At 72.0% G+C, this 14,537-nt stretch carries 12 protein-coding genes; 4 read left to right on the top strand and 8 right to left on the bottom strand.

The features are described from left to right. Positions 1–178: 178 nt before the first annotated feature. Both ACFQS7_RS08985 and ACFQS7_RS08980 read right to left on the bottom strand, forming a co-directional pair. Positions 179–814: a class II aldolase/adducin family protein gene (locus ACFQS7_RS08985; protein WP_380066702.1), complete on the bottom strand. Its 636-nt coding sequence runs from the start codon at positions 812–814 to the stop codon at positions 179–181. Then, positions 815–1,096: a cupin domain-containing protein gene (locus ACFQS7_RS08980; protein ID WP_380066701.1), complete on the bottom strand. Its 282-nt coding sequence runs from the start codon at positions 1,094–1,096 to the stop codon at positions 815–817. Between the two features lie 128 nt (positions 1,097–1,224). Here ACFQS7_RS08980 and ACFQS7_RS08975 point away from each other — a divergent pair, with 128 nt between their 5' ends. Beyond that, positions 1,225–2,193, top strand: coding sequence for a Bug family tripartite tricarboxylate transporter substrate binding protein (locus tag ACFQS7_RS08975; protein ID WP_380066700.1), 969 nt, complete (start codon positions 1,225–1,227; stop codon positions 2,191–2,193). Between the two features lie 144 nt (positions 2,194–2,337). Here the strand turns inward: ACFQS7_RS08975 and ACFQS7_RS08970 are convergent, their stop codons facing one another. Next, positions 2,338–5,502, bottom strand: a complete 3,165-nt coding sequence (locus tag ACFQS7_RS08970) for a calcium-binding protein (protein WP_380066699.1) — start codon at positions 5,500–5,502, stop codon at positions 2,338–2,340. Positions 5,503–5,695: 193 nt separating this feature from the next. Beyond that, positions 5,696–7,399 (bottom strand): 4Fe-4S dicluster domain-containing protein, encoded by a 1,704-nt coding sequence (locus ACFQS7_RS08965; protein WP_380066698.1) that lies wholly within the window; start codon positions 7,397–7,399, stop codon positions 5,696–5,698. 97 nt (positions 7,400–7,496) lie between these two features. Between ACFQS7_RS08965 and ACFQS7_RS08960 the strand changes: the two genes are divergently transcribed. Together ACFQS7_RS08960 and ACFQS7_RS08955 are read left to right on the top strand one after the other, a co-directional pair. Further along, positions 7,497–8,327 carry a uracil-DNA glycosylase family protein gene (locus ACFQS7_RS08960; protein ID WP_380066697.1) on the top strand — a complete coding sequence of 277 codons (831 nt, stop codon included), beginning with the start codon at positions 7,497–7,499 and terminating at the stop codon, positions 8,325–8,327. A 316-nt stretch (positions 8,328–8,643) separates the two neighbouring features. After that, positions 8,644–10,296: a lytic transglycosylase domain-containing protein gene (locus tag ACFQS7_RS08955; RefSeq protein WP_380066696.1), complete on the top strand. Its 1,653-nt coding sequence runs from the start codon at positions 8,644–8,646 to the stop codon at positions 10,294–10,296. A gap of 82 nt (positions 10,297–10,378) precedes the next feature. On the opposite strand, the gene ACFQS7_RS08950 is transcribed toward ACFQS7_RS08955, so the two are convergent. Beyond that, positions 10,379–10,954, bottom strand: coding sequence for a hypothetical protein (locus tag ACFQS7_RS08950; protein ID WP_380066695.1), 576 nt, complete (start codon positions 10,952–10,954; stop codon positions 10,379–10,381). A 140-nt stretch (positions 10,955–11,094) separates the two neighbouring features. Between ACFQS7_RS08950 and moaB the strand changes: the two genes are divergently transcribed. Further along, positions 11,095–11,634 carry a molybdenum cofactor biosynthesis protein B gene (gene moaB, locus ACFQS7_RS08945; RefSeq protein WP_380066694.1) on the top strand — a complete coding sequence of 180 codons (540 nt, stop codon included), beginning with the start codon at positions 11,095–11,097 and terminating at the stop codon, positions 11,632–11,634. A gap of 7 nt (positions 11,635–11,641) precedes the next feature. Here the strand turns inward: moaB and ACFQS7_RS08940 are convergent, their stop codons facing one another. The 3 genes from ACFQS7_RS08940 to ACFQS7_RS08930 form a co-directional block, all read right to left on the bottom strand. Next, positions 11,642–11,881, bottom strand: a complete 240-nt coding sequence (locus tag ACFQS7_RS08940; RefSeq protein WP_380066693.1) for a DUF2188 domain-containing protein — start codon at positions 11,879–11,881, stop codon at positions 11,642–11,644. A 68-nt stretch (positions 11,882–11,949) separates the two neighbouring features. Continuing rightward, positions 11,950–13,404, bottom strand: a complete 1,455-nt coding sequence (locus ACFQS7_RS08935) for an amidase (protein WP_380066692.1) — start codon at positions 13,402–13,404, stop codon at positions 11,950–11,952. Positions 13,405–13,436: 32 nt separating this feature from the next. Next, the gene (locus ACFQS7_RS08930; RefSeq protein WP_380066691.1) at positions 13,437–14,525 is read right to left on the bottom strand and encodes a mandelate racemase/muconate lactonizing enzyme family protein; all 1,089 of its coding nucleotides are present in this window, start codon (positions 14,523–14,525) and stop codon (positions 13,437–13,439) included. Between the last annotated feature and the right edge of the window lie 12 nt (positions 14,526–14,537).

The following is a 14,537-nucleotide window of genomic DNA, read 5'->3' as shown; positions in this document are numbered from 1 at the left end:
CGCGGTGTGTGGGCGGGGCGGGAAGGAAAACCGGGGAGAAAGCGGCATTTCCTCCCCGAACCCCACCCTCCGTTTCCCTGGGCCTGCCACCTGCCGCGCGGCGGGTACCGACCCGGAGAAATGGAGGAGGTCTGGGCGCCCTGCTCCAACGGGAGGATCCTTCCTCCCCGGCTTTCCTTCAGCCGAGCCGGCCGTAGCCGTCGAATTGCTCGAAGACCGCCGCCAGTTCCGCTTCGTCCAGCAGCACCGGCGCGAGGCCGGCGGCACGCAGCGCGAGGTATTGCCGGGCGAGGTTCTCGACCTCCATCGCCAGGGTCCGGGCGCCGGCCAGCGTGCGGCCGATGGCGACCGCGCCATGGTTGGCCAGCAGCGCCGCGCGCCGCCCCTCCAGCGCCGCGACGCAGGCCTCGGCCAGCGCCTCGGTACCGAAGGTGGCGTAGCCGGAGCAGCGGATGTCGCCGCCGCCGCCGACCGCGATCATGTAGTGGAAGGGCGGCAGCCCCTGCCGGGCGCAGGCGAGTGCGGTGGCGCAGGGGCTGTGGGTATGGACCACCGCCCCGGCCTCGGGTCGCGCCGCATAGATCGCCGCATGCATCCGCCATTCGGAGGACGGCCGGCGATGCCCGGCGAGGACCGCGCCGCCCAGGTCGACCTCGACCAGGTCGGCCGCGGTGGTTTCGGCATAGGGCAGCGCGGCCGGGGTTATCAGGTAGCCGCGCCCGGTGCGGACCGAGAGGTTGCCGGATTTCGACGGCATGAAGCCGAGCGCATCCAGCGCCCGCGCCGCCTCGATCAGCGCCGCCGCCGCGGTCATTCAGCCCGCCTTGTGGCGGCGGCCGACCAGCAATTCGGCGCCCTCGGGGCCCGCGGCCTCGGTATGGCGACGGCCGGCGGCGAGGGTGAAGACCTCGCCCGGGCCGCAATCCTGCAATTCGCCCTCGGCCGAGACGGTGAAGCGGCCGGTCAGCACCAGGCCGCGGACATCCCAGCCATGGTCGTGGTCCGGCAGCGACTGGCCGGGCGGCGCGGCGCGGCGCAGCACCTCGTCGAACCCGTCGGCCCGCAGCGCGGCCTCGAAGGCGGCTTCATCGGTCATGCTCATCCCTCCCGTGGCCGGGCCAGCATCCGGGCGCCGCGGCCGCACGACAAGGGGCGAAATCCGTTGCGCGACTCCGCTAGGCTGCAGCCAGGCGGGGCAACAAGACCCGGCCCGGAGGAGACGACATGCACCGCAGAACCCTGCTGCCGGCCCTGGCCGGATTGCCCCTGCTGCCCCACGCCGCTCGGGCACAGAGCTGGATGCCGGACCGGCCGATCCGCATGCTGGTCGGCTTCGCCGCCGGCGGCAGCACCGACACCACCGCCCGGATCGTGGCGCAGGCGATCACCCCGGCGCTCGGCCAGCAGGTCGTGGTGGAGAACCGCACCGGGGCCGGCGGCAACGTGGCGACGGAAGCCGCGGCCCGCGCCACGCCGGACGGCTATACGCTGGTCATGGGCTCGATGGGCACCCATGCGGTGAACCAGTCGCTCTACCGCACCCTGCCCTTCCACGTGGCGAAGGATTTCTCCGCGGTGTCCCTGGTGGCGATGAGCCATGGGCTGCTGGTGGTGCATCCCAGCGTGCCGGCGCGCAGCGTGACGGAGCTGATCGCCCTCGCCCGCGCGAAGCCGGGCGGGCTGAATGCCGGCACCGGCGGGCTCGGCAGCTCGCAGCATTTCTCGGCGGTGCTGTTCGAGCACCAGACCGGCGTGCGCTTCACCCAGGTGCATTACCGCGGCGGCGCGCCGGCGATGGCGGACCTCGTCTCCGGCCGCGTCGACCTGATCTTCGCCCCGGTGGTCGAGAGCATCCAGCAGGTCCGCGCCGGCCAGGTCCGGGCCCTTGGCATCACCCGGAAGGAACGCGCCCCGCAGCTGGCGGACGTCCCGGCGATCACCGAGCAGGTGCCGGGCTTCGTCTTCACCAGCTGGCTCGGCGTCTTCGCCCCGGCCGGCACGCCGCCGCCGGCGGTGGCGCGGCTGTCCGAGGCGACCCAGGCGGCGATGCGGGTCCCGGCGATGCGGGACCGCATGGCGGAGCTGGGCTACGATGCGGTCGGCAGCACGGCGGAGGAATTCTCCACCTTCCAGCAGTCGGAGATCAGCCGGACGGCGGAGCTGGTGCGGATTTCCGGCGCCACGGTGGAGTAAGCAAGGTTGGGGAGGGAAATGCTTTCCCCCCCCAACCCTACCCTTCGTTTTTCTGGGCTTGGCACCTGCCGCGCGGCAGGTGCCAAGCCCACAGAGATAGCGGAGGGGCCAGGGAGGATACTGCCGCCCTGGCCCTGCCCCATCTTAGGCGAACAGGAAGTCCGCCGCGACGATCAGCCCCGCCGCGCCGATGATGGTCAACGTGTTGCCGTCATAGCCGACCACCGCGTTGGTGCCGCTCGCCGCGATGGTGAGGCCGCCGATGTCCTGCACGCCGAGCGGCGCCAGCGCCCGGACATCGATCAGGTCGCTGCCATCCTGCCAGTCGAAGATGGTGTCGTTGCCCCAGGCGGCACCGAACACGAAGACATCCGCGCCGTCGCCGCCGAACAGCCCGTCGTCCCCGGCGCCGCCGGCGATCGTGTCGGCGCCCGCCTCGCCGACCAGCGTGTCGGCGCCGGCATTGCCGGCGATGCTGTCGGCGCCCTCGCCGCCCCAGAGCGTGTCATTGCCGCCGCCGCCCGAGAGCGTGTCGGCGCCGGCATTGGCATAGACCTGGATCGGCGTCGCGGTGGAGGACGAGACGCTGTCGTTGCCCGCCCCGGCGAACAGCCATTCGACCCGGATGGCGCCGAGATCGACGGTGAAGGCGGCGTCGGTGCCCATGTACATGATGTCGTAGCCGTCGCCGCCGTCGACCGTGTCGGTCGCATCGGCATAGATGCGGTCGTTGCCCAGGCCGCCGGAGATGCTGTCGGCACCGGCCTCGCCGATCAGCCCGTCGTCGCCCTCGCCGCCGATCAGGGTGTCGGCACCCTCGCCGGCGAAGATCAGGTCGGCGCCGCTGCCGCCCGTGAGCAGGTCGTTGCCGCCGCCGGCATAGAGCTCGATGCCGGTGGTGGTGCCGGAGGCGTCCAGCGTGTCGGCGCCGGCGACGAAGTCGGTCACCCATTCCAGCCCGGTGGCGGCCAGGTTGATCGCCATCCCGGCGCCGCCGACGATGTAGGCGGCATCGAACCCGGCGCCGCCGTCGATGGTGTCGCCGGCGTCGACATAGATCCGGTCGTTGCCGGCGCCGCCCGCGAGGCTGTCGGCGCCGAGGTCGCCGACGATGACGTCGTCGCCGCCATTGCCGATGAGGGTGTCGTTGCCGACGCTGCCCCAGAGCCAGTCATTGCCGCTGCCGCCGGTGACGCTGTCGTCGCCGCCGCTGGCATAGACCTCGATCGCCTGGGTCTGGCCGGTGCCGCTGATGGTGTCGCTGCCGAAGCCGGCGGCGACATACTCGATCTGGGCGACGTCGATCGCCAGCGCCGCCGGGGTGTCGTCCACCATGTAGAGCACGTCACGACCGGCGCCGCCGCTGATGCTGTCGTTGGCATAGGCGTAGATCACGTCGTCGCTGCCGCCGCCCAGCAGCGTGTCCTGCCCGCCGAGGCCGAGCAGGGTGTCGGAGGCCCCGCCGCCCGCCAGCAAATCCGGCCCGGCGGTGCCGGTCAGGAAGCGCGGCTGGTCGACCGCCACCGCAGGCACCGTGCCGAAGGTGATGTCGCCCGCCGCGAGGCTGGTGATGGCCTCGAGGAAGACCACGTCCGCCACGCCCGGGCCGTACCGCACGGCGAGACCGCCGACGCCGGCCAGCGTCGTCGCCTCGGTGCTGATGTCCGCCAGGGTCAGCCCGCCGCCGAACCGCAGGGTGTCGCTGCCGGAGTCGAAGTTGGCGACCCAGTCGGGCCCGTCGCCCGGCATGAAGCCGAAGACGTCCTTGCCGTCGCCGCTGACCATGTAGTCGTTGCCCTGGCCACCGACGATGGTGTCGCCGCCGTTGCCGGCGCCGAAGGAGTCGTCGTTCTGGGTGCCCAGGACGAGCTGGCCCGGCGGCACCGGCGGCACGGCGTAGAGCAGGTCCCCCGCCTGCAGCGCGGTGACGCCGGCGAGGAAGATGCCGTCCCCGTTCGGGCCGTAGATCACGCCGAGCCCATCGACGCCGAGGTTCAGCGGAGTGATCAGGACGTCCTTGGCGGTGATGCCGGCGCCGAACCGGATGTGGTCCTTGCCCGGCGTGAAGCCGTCCACCCAGTCATTGCCGTCGCCCAGGCCGAAGGCGAAGGTGTCGGCACCCGCACCGCCGACCAGGAAGTCGTCGCCCTTGCCGCCGATGAGGGTGTCGCCGTTCGGCCCGGCCAGCAGGGTGTCGACGTTGTCGGTGCCCGCCTGGGTCACGCCGGGCTGCACCGCCGACGCGCCGATGACCAGGCCGACGGCGGGGGAGCGCAACGGCATGCCCTGATCGTCGTAGATCGCGTTGCCGCTGGCGTCGGCGGTCGCCCCTCGGAGATGGCTGTCGCCGTAGCCGTAATAGAGCCGGGCGCCGGCCGGCAGGTCGGCGCCGAAGCCGACGAGCAAGGTGTTGTTCGCGCCGAGCGAGACGCCCGTCGCCTCCAGCACCGTCGATCCCGCGATCGCCTTCCAGCCGATGCCGGTGGCGGCGTCGGGGTCGAGCGCCTGCAGGGTGGTCGCGCCATCGAACAGCAGGGACACGGACACCTCGCGCGCCCCGATCTGCTGCGCCTGCACCGCGGTCGGGCCGGTATCGTCGATGTTGCCCGAGGCAAGCGCCGAGCCCGGCTTGGCGAAGGCTGCGAAGGCCTCGGCGATGCTGCGCGCGGCACGGTCGGCGACCAGCGCCGCGTCCGCGTCGCTCATATGGCCGGCGGCCCCGCGGAAGACGCCGTTCATCGCGAGGTCGTCGCTCGATGCCGTCAGCCGGGCGTTGAAGGCGCTGTCGGCGACGAGCGCCTCCATGCCCATTCGGATCGCCTGCGTGCCCGCATCCTTGCCGGCGTCCAGCGGGATGGGCTCGACGAAGACATAGGGCAGCACACCGGTGAAGGCGGCCCGCAACTGCGCGGCGTCGTAGCGCACCGCGCTCATCCAGGTGTCCGCGGTCAGTGTGGAGTCGGCGCTGTCGTACTCGCTGTGCAGCCAAAGCACGACGGTCGGATCCGCCTTGGTCGTCGCCGAGAGCCCGCCGACATAGTTGAGCAGCCCCTGTTCGTAGGTGTTCGGCGTCCAGCCCGCCTGGCCGTTCACCGTGGTGGGCGTGAGCCAATCACCGATCAGTGCGGTGCCGGAGGCGGCAGTGGAGCTGCCTGTGCCGTCGAACTCCTTGAAAAGCAGGGTGACCTTGTCGGTGACTCCGTCGAAGCCAAGCAGCTTCTGCACTTCGGCCGCGACGGCGTCGGCGCCGGCCAGCTGGCCGAGGATGATGGAGTTCGATTGCCCACGCAGCAAAATATTTAGATTCACGTCGACTCTCTCCCCGGGGCGCGGGCCGCAGCACTGGCGGCGCGCCGGTCAGGCGAGAGATGACGTGAACAACGGGTTCAGTCTTTCCACGAAAAGGTAAACGATCAACACGACTTCGTTAAACGATCGTCACTGTGCCGATCACGCACAAAGGAGCGATGCGTGGCGCGGAAGGGCCGCGCCACGCCGCCGGTCACATCCCGCCGATGTAGTTCGGCCCGCCGCCGCCCTGTGGCGTGGTCCAGTCGATGTTCTGGCCAGGGTCCTTGATGTCGCAGGTCTTGCAGTGCACGCAGTTCTGCGCGTTGATCACCAGCCGCGCGCCGGCGTCGCCGGCCTCGACCGAGGCACCCGCCCCGGTCGCCTCGGCGTCCGGCGTGCCGCGCAGTTCGCGCTCGGCATCGGGCCCCACCGCCTCGTAGACCGCGGCCGGGCAGTAGCGGCTTTCCGGGCTGCGGAACTGGTCCCAGTTGACGCCCTTCCAGGCGCCCGGGTCGCGCAGCTTCAGATGCGCCGGCTGGTCCTCCTCATGGTTGGTGTTCGACAGGAACACCGAGGAGAGCCGGTCGAAGCTCAGCTTGCCGTCCGGCTTCGGGTAGACGATCCGCTTGGACTCGGCGGCCGGCTTCAGCGTCTCGTGGTCCGCGTGATGGCCCCAGGTCCAGGGCGCCTTGCCGCGGAACAGGTAGGTGTCGAGCCCGGCATTGATCAGCCCGCCCCACAGGCCGAACTTGGCGAAGCCCGGGCGGATGTTGCGGACGCCCTGCAGCTCGGTCCAGACCCAGCTCGCCTTGAGCGCCGCGGGGTAGCTGTCGAGCACCGCGGGACGCGCCTCGTCCGCCAGCGCCGCGGCGACCGCCTCGGCCGCCACCATGCCGGACTTCATCGAGGTGTGCGTGCCCTTGATCTTGGGGACGTTGAGGAAGCCGGCGGTGTCGCCGATCAGCATCCCGCCCGGGAAGACCAGTTTGGGGATGGCCTGGATGCCGCCCTCGTTCAAGGCGCGGGCGCCATAGGCGATGCGCTTGCCGCCCTCCAGCATCTTCGCCACCTCGGGATGGGTCTTGAAGCGCTGGAACTCGTCGAAGGGCGAGAGCCACGGGTTCGGGTAGTCGAGGCCGACGACGAAGCCGATGCTCACCAGGTTCTCGCCCAGCATGTACAGCCAGGAGCCGCCATAGGTGTCGGACGGCACCGGCCAGCCGGTGGAATGCCACACCAGGCCCGGCGTGTGGCGCTCCTTCGGAATCTCCCAAAGCTCCTTCATCCCGAGCGCATAGGTCTGCGGGGCGACGCCGTCGCGCAGGTTGTAGCGGTCCTGCAGCTGCTTGGTCAGCGAGCCGCGGCAGCCCTCGGCGAACAGCGTGTAGGTGGCGCGCAGCTCCATGCCCGGCTCGTAGCCCGGGCCCTTGGTGCCGTCCTTCAAGATGCCGGCGACGCCGGCGACGACGCCCTTCACCTGGCCGTCCTCGACGATGGTCTCGGAAGCCGCGAAGCCCGGGTAGATCTCGACCCCCAGCGCCTCGGCCTTGCCGCCGAGCCAGCGGCAGACATTGCCCAGGCTGACGATATAGTTGCCATGATTGTTCATCTGCGGCGGGGTCGGCAGCTTGTAGGCCTTGGTCGCCGTCAGCAGCATGAACTTGTCCTCGCCGGCCGGCGTCGCCAGCGCCGGCGGGTCGTCGCGCCAGTCGGGGATCAGCTCGTCCAGCGCGCGCGGCTCGAGCACCGCGCCCGAAAGGATATGCGCCCCGATCTCGCTGCCCTTCTCCACCAGGCAGACCGTGGCGTCGGGCGCAACCTGTTTGAGGCGGATCGCCGCGGCGAGGCCCGCGGGCCCGCCTCCGACGATGAGCACATCGAATTCCATCGCCTCGCGTTCTTCAGCGCCGGACATGCCTGGCTCCTCCTGATCTATCCCGGCATGTAGCGTCGCTCCTGCTTGCGCGGAACCCCGCGGCCGGCCGATACCAGCCGCAGCGGGAGCACATGCGATGCTGGAGGCCATGACGCAGGAGGCGCTGCTGGCGGCGCTCCGGCTGCAACTCGACTGGGGGGCGGACGACGCGCTGGAGGATGCGCCGATCGACCGGACGGTGGCCCGCGTCGCCGCGGCGGCCGCGCCGGCCGAGGTCACCCCGCCGGCGGCGGCCCGCCCCGGCGGGCGCCCAGGGGGGCAGGAAGCGCCGGCCGTCCTCATCCCGTCCCGCGCCCCGACGCCGGGCGCGACCCGCGCCGCGGCCCTCGCCGCGCAGGCCGACAGCCTGCCCGCGCTCCGCGCCGCCATGGCGGAATTCGACGCCAGCCCGCTGCGCGAGACCGCGACCAACCTGGTCTTCGCCGACGGCGTGACGGAGAGCGGCCTGATGCTGGTCGGCGAGGCGCCGGGCGGCGACGAGGACCGGCTCGGCCGCCCCTTCGTCGGCGTCTCCGGCCAGTTGCTGGACCGGATGCTGGGCTCGATCGGGCTCGATCGCGCCAAGGATTTCTACATCACCAACATCCTGCCCTTCCGCCCGCCGGGCAACCGGACGCCGACCGATGCCGAGGTCGCGCTCTTCCTGCCCTTCATGCTGCGCCACATCGTGCTGGCGAAGCCGCGCCACCTCGTGCTGCTCGGCGGGGTCGCGGCCAAGGCGCTGCTGCGCTCGAAGGAGGGGATCACCCGGCTGCGCGGACGTTGGCATCAAGTAACGATATCCGACGATCAGTCACTTCCTGCCCTGGCGACCCTCCATCCAGCCTACCTTTTGCGGAACCCCGCGGCGAAGCGAGACGCCTGGGCCGATCTCCTGTCCCTGCAGCGCCACCTGGCCAGCCAATAGCGGGAAGTTGGCCGGTTCCTCTATCTATCAACAAACCGTAAGCGACTGGGATTACGCTGCGGCGGGGTTCTTTCTGCCACGTCGGACATTTTAAGGGTTGCATGCACCCCGTCCCGACCGCTAACGGGAGCGGGCCATGACCGCGCTCGGACCCATGGCCCGAAGCTCCCTTCGCCCCCTGATTGCCGGGGTCCTGTGGGGAACGGCGCTGATGACCGGGTCCCCAGGCCCGGCCGCCGCGCAGAGGGCCAACGACCAAACCGCCATGAGCGTCCCCCGGCCCGCCACCTCTGGCGGGGTTCCCGGCCTGCCCCAGGTGTTGGTTCCGTCCGATGCCGCCCGGTTGAGACGCGTCTTCGAACTGCAGTCGCGCGGCGATCTGGCCGCGGCGGCGCGCGAGGCCGACCGCCTGGACGACAGGCGCCTGATGGGCCATGTCCTGGCCGATCGCTACCTGCGGGCCGAGCCTTCGGCCACCGCGCCCGAGGTGCAGTCCTGGCTGGCGCAGTATGCCGACCATCCGGAAGCGCTGCGGCTGCACGATTTGCTGGGCCGGCTGTTGCCGCGCGGCGCCGCCCTGCCCGCCCCGCCGACCGCCGCCGAGCCGCTGTCGCCCGAAGCCGCCCTGGCGCCGGAGGACCGCGCCCCCATTCTCGCCAGCGTCGCCCGCAACCCCGGCCTCGACCGCGCCGTGCGCGACCGGGCGCGGGAGGGCAATGCCACCGCCGGCCTGGCCCTGATCACCCGGTCGAAATCGATCAACCCGGCCTATGCCGGCCTGCTGCGCGCCGACCTCGCCATCGGCCTGTTCCGTGCCGGGCAGGACGAGGAGGCGCTGCGCATCGCCGCCGACGCCGCCCGTGCCGGGGAGGCCAGCGGCCTCGCCGCCTTCGCCGCCGGCCTATCGGCCTGGGGGCTCGGCCAGTACGATACCGCCCTGCCCTATTTCGAGCGCGCCGCGCGCAACGACCAGGCGGCCCCTGCCCTGCGCGCCGCGGCCGCCTTCTGGACCGCCCGCGCCGCAGTCAGGGCCCGCAAGCCACAGCTCTATGTCGCCTGGATGATGCAGGCAGCGCAGGAGCCGCGGACCTTCTACGGCCTGGTCGCCCGCCGCACCCTCGGGCTCGGCGCCGGCTTCGCCTGGGAAGGCGAGGTGGCCGGCGAGGCCGAAGCCGCCGCTATCGCCGAGACCGCCGGCGGCTGGCGGGCGCTGGCCCTGCTACAGATCGGCCAGATCGCCCGGGCCGAGGCCGAGCTGCGCCAGCTCTGGGGCCAGGCGCGGCGCAATCCCGGGCTGGTGCGGGCGATGCTGGTCGTGGCCTCCCAGGCCAATCTCACCGGGTTGACGGCGCAGCTCGCCGCCGCCTCCCAGGCCGAGGATGGCAGGCCGCGCGACTTCGCCCGCTTCCCCATGCCGAAGCTGGTGCCGCAGGGCGGCTACCGGGTGGACCCGGCGCTGCTCTATGCCCTGGCGCTGCAGGAGAGCCGCTTCAACGCCGCCGCCGTGTCGCCGGCCGGGGCGCGCGGGCTGATGCAGATCATGCCGGCGACCGCCAGCTACCTCGCCCGCGACCCCTCGCTGCAGGGCGACGGCGCCCAGCGGCTGCACGACCCGGGCTATTCGCTCGAGCTCGGCCAGCGCTACGTGCACTACCTGGCGCGGCACGACGGCGTGGACGGCAACCTGATCCGGCTGCTGGCGGCCTACAATGCCGGGCCGGGCAGCCTGCTGAAATGGCTGCCGGCGCATGGCCACAGGGACGACCCCTTCCTCTTCGTCGAGGCCATCCCTTTCGATGAGACCCGCGGCTTCGTCCAGCAGGTGCTGACCTATTCCTGGATCTACGCCTCGCGGCTGGGGCTGCCGGCGCCGAGCCTCGACCAGCTTGCGGCGGGCGGCTTTCCCAGGTTCAGCGAGACCAGGGAGGTCTTGTCGATGCTGCGCAGCCGGGGCCGCACCCTGCACTGAGGCAGACAAGGTCGGGGAGGGGAAAGCATTCCCTCTCCGCCGGACGCAGGCGTCCAACAGGGAGGGTACTTCCTTCCTGGCCTTACCCCCAGGCCCGCAGCATCCGCGCCAGTCGCCCGCCTCGCCGCCAGCGGGCCAGGTCGCGCTGCGCGGCATCGCGCGCCGCATTCGCCGCCTCGACCTGCCCGCGCAGCGCCGACGCCTCGGATTCGGCCTGCGCCACGATGGCCTGGGAGGCCGTCTGGAAGCGCACCGTCGCCGCGGCCAGCGCCTCGCGCGCCGCCTGCGCCATGGCCGCGGCCTCGGCCCGTTGCGCCGCATGCGCGACGGTCTCCCAGCGCCGCCGGTTGGCCAGGGCCAGCAGGTCGGACCGGGCCGCATGCAGCGCCGCGGTGGCCGCGGTTGCCTCGGCCCGGGCCGCGTCGCGCTCCGCCTCGGCCGCATCGACCCGTGGTGCCAGCGCCGCCAGCGCCTCGGCCCGCTCCTCGGCCAGCCGGCGCGCCTCGGCCGCGGCGGCAGCGGTCGCCGCCAGGCCGTCGCGCAGGGTGAGGATATGGCCTTCCAGCACGCCGGGACCTTCGGCAGCCTCGGGCGGCTCGACGAGCGCAGGCTCCCCGATCATCGGCTTCACCCAGACGGCGTCCGTTGCCTCGGTCATCGACCTGATCCTGTGGTTTGTCATCCTTGTAGAGGATATGCGCGCCGAACGGCGAGGCCTTGTCGTCCGATGCAGCCGGGGGGGTGGATTCCGCCGCCCGGAGGGTCGACATAGGGGGGCCTCGCCGCCGGAGCCACGCCATGCCGATCGACCCAAGCCTGCCCTTCGTCGCGGTCAACATCGCCGTGCTGACCGTCTCCGACACCCGCGACCTGGCCTCAGACCGGTCCGGGCAGACCCTGCAGGACCGGATCGAGGCGGCCGGCCACCGCTGCGTGGCGCGCGAGATCGTCCGCGACGAGGCCGATGCGATCGAGGCGGTGCTGCGCCGCTGGATCGTCGACCCGGCGATCGATTGCGCCATCACCACGGGAGGGACCGGCATCACCGGCCGCGACGTGACGCCGGAGGCCTTCAAGCGGGTGCTTGAGAAGGAGATCGAGGGCTTCGGCGAGCTGTTCCGCATGCTGAGCTACCAGAAGATCGGCACCAGCACGATGCAGTCGCGCGCGCTGGGCGGCGTCGCCGACGGGACCTACCTGTTCGCGCTGCCGGGCAGCACCGGCGCCTGCAAGGATGCCTGGGACGACATCCTGCTGTTCCAGCTCGATGCGCGGCACCGGCCCTGCAACCTGGTCGAGTTGATGCCGCGGCTGAAGGAACACCTGAAGGCGGCGTGAGCCGGGTTCAGCTCACCACATCGGCGTCCGGCCGATCGTTCCCGGCCGAGTATTCGGTGTGCCATCGGCCGGATTCGTCCTCGAATTCGATCATCGCCGGGTCGCCGGGCACGTGCTGCTCGCGGGCGACGCGGCGGGCCGCGGCCAGCGCCGCGGCGTGCGTGGCGAAGGGCTCGGAGAAGACGTCGCCCAGCTTGTAGGCCCAGCCGCCGTCATGCGCGACGACCTTGTAGTGGATCCTGGCCATGTCGGGGTCCTTCCCGTTTCCGCCGGGCATGTGGGGCCGTGCGGCCCGGGCTGCACCGGGGCGGCGGCTCACGTCTCCGGCGGCGGCACCACCCCCGGCCTTGGGTCGATCGGCAGCAGCCGGTCGAGACCGCTCGCCTGCTCGAACAGCGCCGCAGCGCGCAAGGCCGCATCCTCCCGCCGCGAAGGTGCTGCGACCTGCAGCCCCACGGGACGGCCATACTGGTCGAAGCCGCAGGGGACGGCCACGGCCGGGCTGCCGGCCAGGGTCATGGTGGCGTTCAGCATCGAGCCGCCCATGTAGTTGTCGAGCTTGCGGCCGGCGATGCTGTCGGGCGCGCGCAGCATGACGTCGAAGGCGGGCGTCGGCGCCGAGGGCGTGACGAAGACGTCGCAGCGGCCGAAGATCCGCCCCATCCCGCGATAGAAGCGGGCGCGTTCGCGGTCGGCCCAGGCGAGCTGGCTCGGCGTCGCGGCGAGGCCACGCTCGGTGTTCCAGACGATGTCGGGCTTCAGCAGGTCGCGCTTCTCGCGCAGCTGGATCTCGCGGTCCACCACGAAATGCTGGCTGCGCAGCACCAGCAGCGCCTCGGTCAGGTCGCCGAGGTCCGGCGAGACCTCCTCGACCACGCAGCCGAGCTCGGCGAAGCGGCGGATCGCCGCCTCGCAGATCGCCCGGGTCTCGCGGTCCACCGCCAGGGCGCCGTCGTAGTCCAGCGTGAAGGCGACGCGGGGGCGCCAGGCGCCGGTGCCGGCGACGGCCTGCGCGTAGCTGACCGCCGGCGCGTCGTAGGTCAGCGGGTCGGCCGGGTCCCAGCCCGCCATGGTGTCGAGGAACAGCGCCAGGTCGGGGATGTTGCGCGCCATCGGGCCTTGGACCGAGAGCGGCGAGAACAGGTTGTTCACCGTTCCGCGCGTGACCCGCCCGGGGCTCGGCCGGATGCCGACCACGCTGCAATAGGTGCCGGGCCGGCGCAGGCTGCCGGCATGGTCGGTGCCCTGGGCCAGCCAGGCCTCGCCGGTCGCCAGGCTGACCGCGCCGCCGCCGGTGCTGCCGCCGCAGGTCAGCGACGTGTTCCAGGGGTTGCGGGTGCGGCCGAAGACCTCGTTGAAGGTGGAGCCGCCGGCGCCGAATTCGGGCGTGTTGGACTTGCCGATGACGATGCCGCCGAGCGCCTCGATCCGCCGCACCACCGGGTGCGAGGTGGTGGGCACGTGGTCCCGGAAGATCGGCGAGCCATAGGTCGTGCGCACCCCGGCGACGTCCGTCAGGTCCTTGATCGTCACCGGCAGGCCGCCGAGCCAGCCCGGCTCGCCGGCGCGCTCCGCCCCCTCCCCCGCCATGATCCGCCGCGCATGGTCGCGGGCGCGGTCGAGGCAGAGGGTCGGCAGCGCGTTCACCGCCGGCTCCACCGCGGCGATGCGCGCCGCGGCGGCCTCCACCAGGTCCAGCGGCGAGACCTCGCGGCGCTTCAAGCGCGCCACGGCCTCCGTCGCGGTCAGGCGGATCAGGTCGTCGGTCATGCGGTGCTCCCCGGGCTGCACCGCATCATGCCTCAGGCGCGGACCTTCTCCAGCCCCGCCCAGTCGAAGCCGATGCCATGGCCCGGCCGGTCCGGCGCCACCGCCATGCCCTCCTCGATCCGCAAGGGCTCGGCGATGTAGCGGTCGAGGCCGAAGCCGTGCGCCTCCAGGTAGGAGCGGTTCGGGCAGGCGGCCAATAGCTGCACCGTCACGTCATGCGCGCCATGGCTGGTGACCGGCAGATGGAAGGCCTCGGCCAGGTGGGCGATCTTCATGAAGGCGGTGACGCCGCCGCAATTGGTCACGTCGGGCTCGGGGAAGCTCACCCCGCCGGCGGCGATCAGCGCCTGGAAATCCCAGAGGCTGCGCAGGTTCTCCCCCGACGCCACCGGCACGCCGCCCTCGCGCATTACGCGGGCATGGCCGGCGACGTCCTCGGGCTGCACCGGCTCCTCCAGCCAATAGGGATCGTGCGGGGCGAAGGCGCGGGCGGCGCGGATGGCGGCATCCGCCGTCCAGCGCATGTTGGCATCGACCATCAGCGGGAGGCCCTCGCCCAGATGCGTCCGCATGGCGGCGAGCTTGGCGACGTCCTCCGACAGCCGCGGCCTGCCGACTTTCATCTTGATGGCGCGGAAGCCGCGTTCGAGGTTGCCGTCGGTCTGCGCGATCAGCTCGGCCGCCGAGAGCTCGAGGTCGATGCCGCCGGCATAGCAGGGCACGCGCGGGTCGTGCCCGCCGAGCAGCCGCCACAGCGCGACCCCGGCCCGCTTCGCCTTGAGGTCCCAAAGGGCGATGTCGAAGGCGGATTGTGCGAGCACCGCCGGCCCGCCGCGGCCGCCGTAATGCAGGCCCCACCACACATGCTGCCACAGCGCCTCGATCCGGTCGGCGTCGTGCCCGGCGGCGAGTTCGCCGATCTCGCGCGCCAGGATGTGGTGCACCGCGCCGCCGTTGCGGCCGACCGTGTAGGTGTAGCCCACGCCCTCGGCGCCGTCGGCATCGGTGACGCGGCAGGTGATCAGCTCGAAGGCGGCCATCTCGCCATGGGTGCTGTCGGTCAGCACCACAGGCAGCGGGATGCGGTAATGGCCGGCCTCGATGCGGTCGAGCTTCGGCATGGCGTTTCCCCC

It is taken from the genome of Dankookia sp. GCM10030260, from assembly GCF_042666655.1.
Classification (GTDB): domain Bacteria; phylum Pseudomonadota; class Alphaproteobacteria; order Acetobacterales; family Acetobacteraceae; genus Paracraurococcus.
The sequence above is the reverse complement of the archived record's forward strand: the minus strand, read 5'-3'. Positions and strand labels throughout refer to the sequence as shown.

Coding starts and splice junctions, on each gene's coding strand:
- ACFQS7_RS08985 (WP_380066702.1), bottom strand. CDS start 814: ATGACCGCGGCGGCGGCGCTGATCGAGGCGGCGCGGGCGCTGGATGCG.
- ACFQS7_RS08980 (WP_380066701.1), bottom strand. CDS start 1,096: ATGACCGATGAAGCCGCCTTCGAGGCCGCGCTGCGGGCCGACGGGTTC.
- ACFQS7_RS08975 (WP_380066700.1), top strand. CDS start 1,225: ATGCACCGCAGAACCCTGCTGCCGGCCCTGGCCGGATTGCCCCTGCTG.
- ACFQS7_RS08965 (WP_380066698.1), bottom strand. CDS start 7,399: ATGTCCGGCGCTGAAGAACGCGAGGCGATGGAATTCGATGTGCTCATC.
- ACFQS7_RS08960 (WP_380066697.1), top strand. CDS start 7,497: ATGCTGGAGGCCATGACGCAGGAGGCGCTGCTGGCGGCGCTCCGGCTG.
- ACFQS7_RS08950 (WP_380066695.1), bottom strand. CDS start 10,954: ATGACCGAGGCAACGGACGCCGTCTGGGTGAAGCCGATGATCGGGGAG.
- moaB (WP_380066694.1), top strand. CDS start 11,095: ATGCCGATCGACCCAAGCCTGCCCTTCGTCGCGGTCAACATCGCCGTG.
- ACFQS7_RS08940 (WP_380066693.1), bottom strand. CDS start 11,881: ATGGCCAGGATCCACTACAAGGTCGTCGCGCATGACGGCGGCTGGGCC.
- ACFQS7_RS08935 (WP_380066692.1), bottom strand. CDS start 13,404: ATGACCGACGACCTGATCCGCCTGACCGCGACGGAGGCCGTGGCGCGC.
- ACFQS7_RS08930 (WP_380066691.1), bottom strand. CDS start 14,525: ATGCCGAAGCTCGACCGCATCGAGGCCGGCCATTACCGCATCCCGCTG.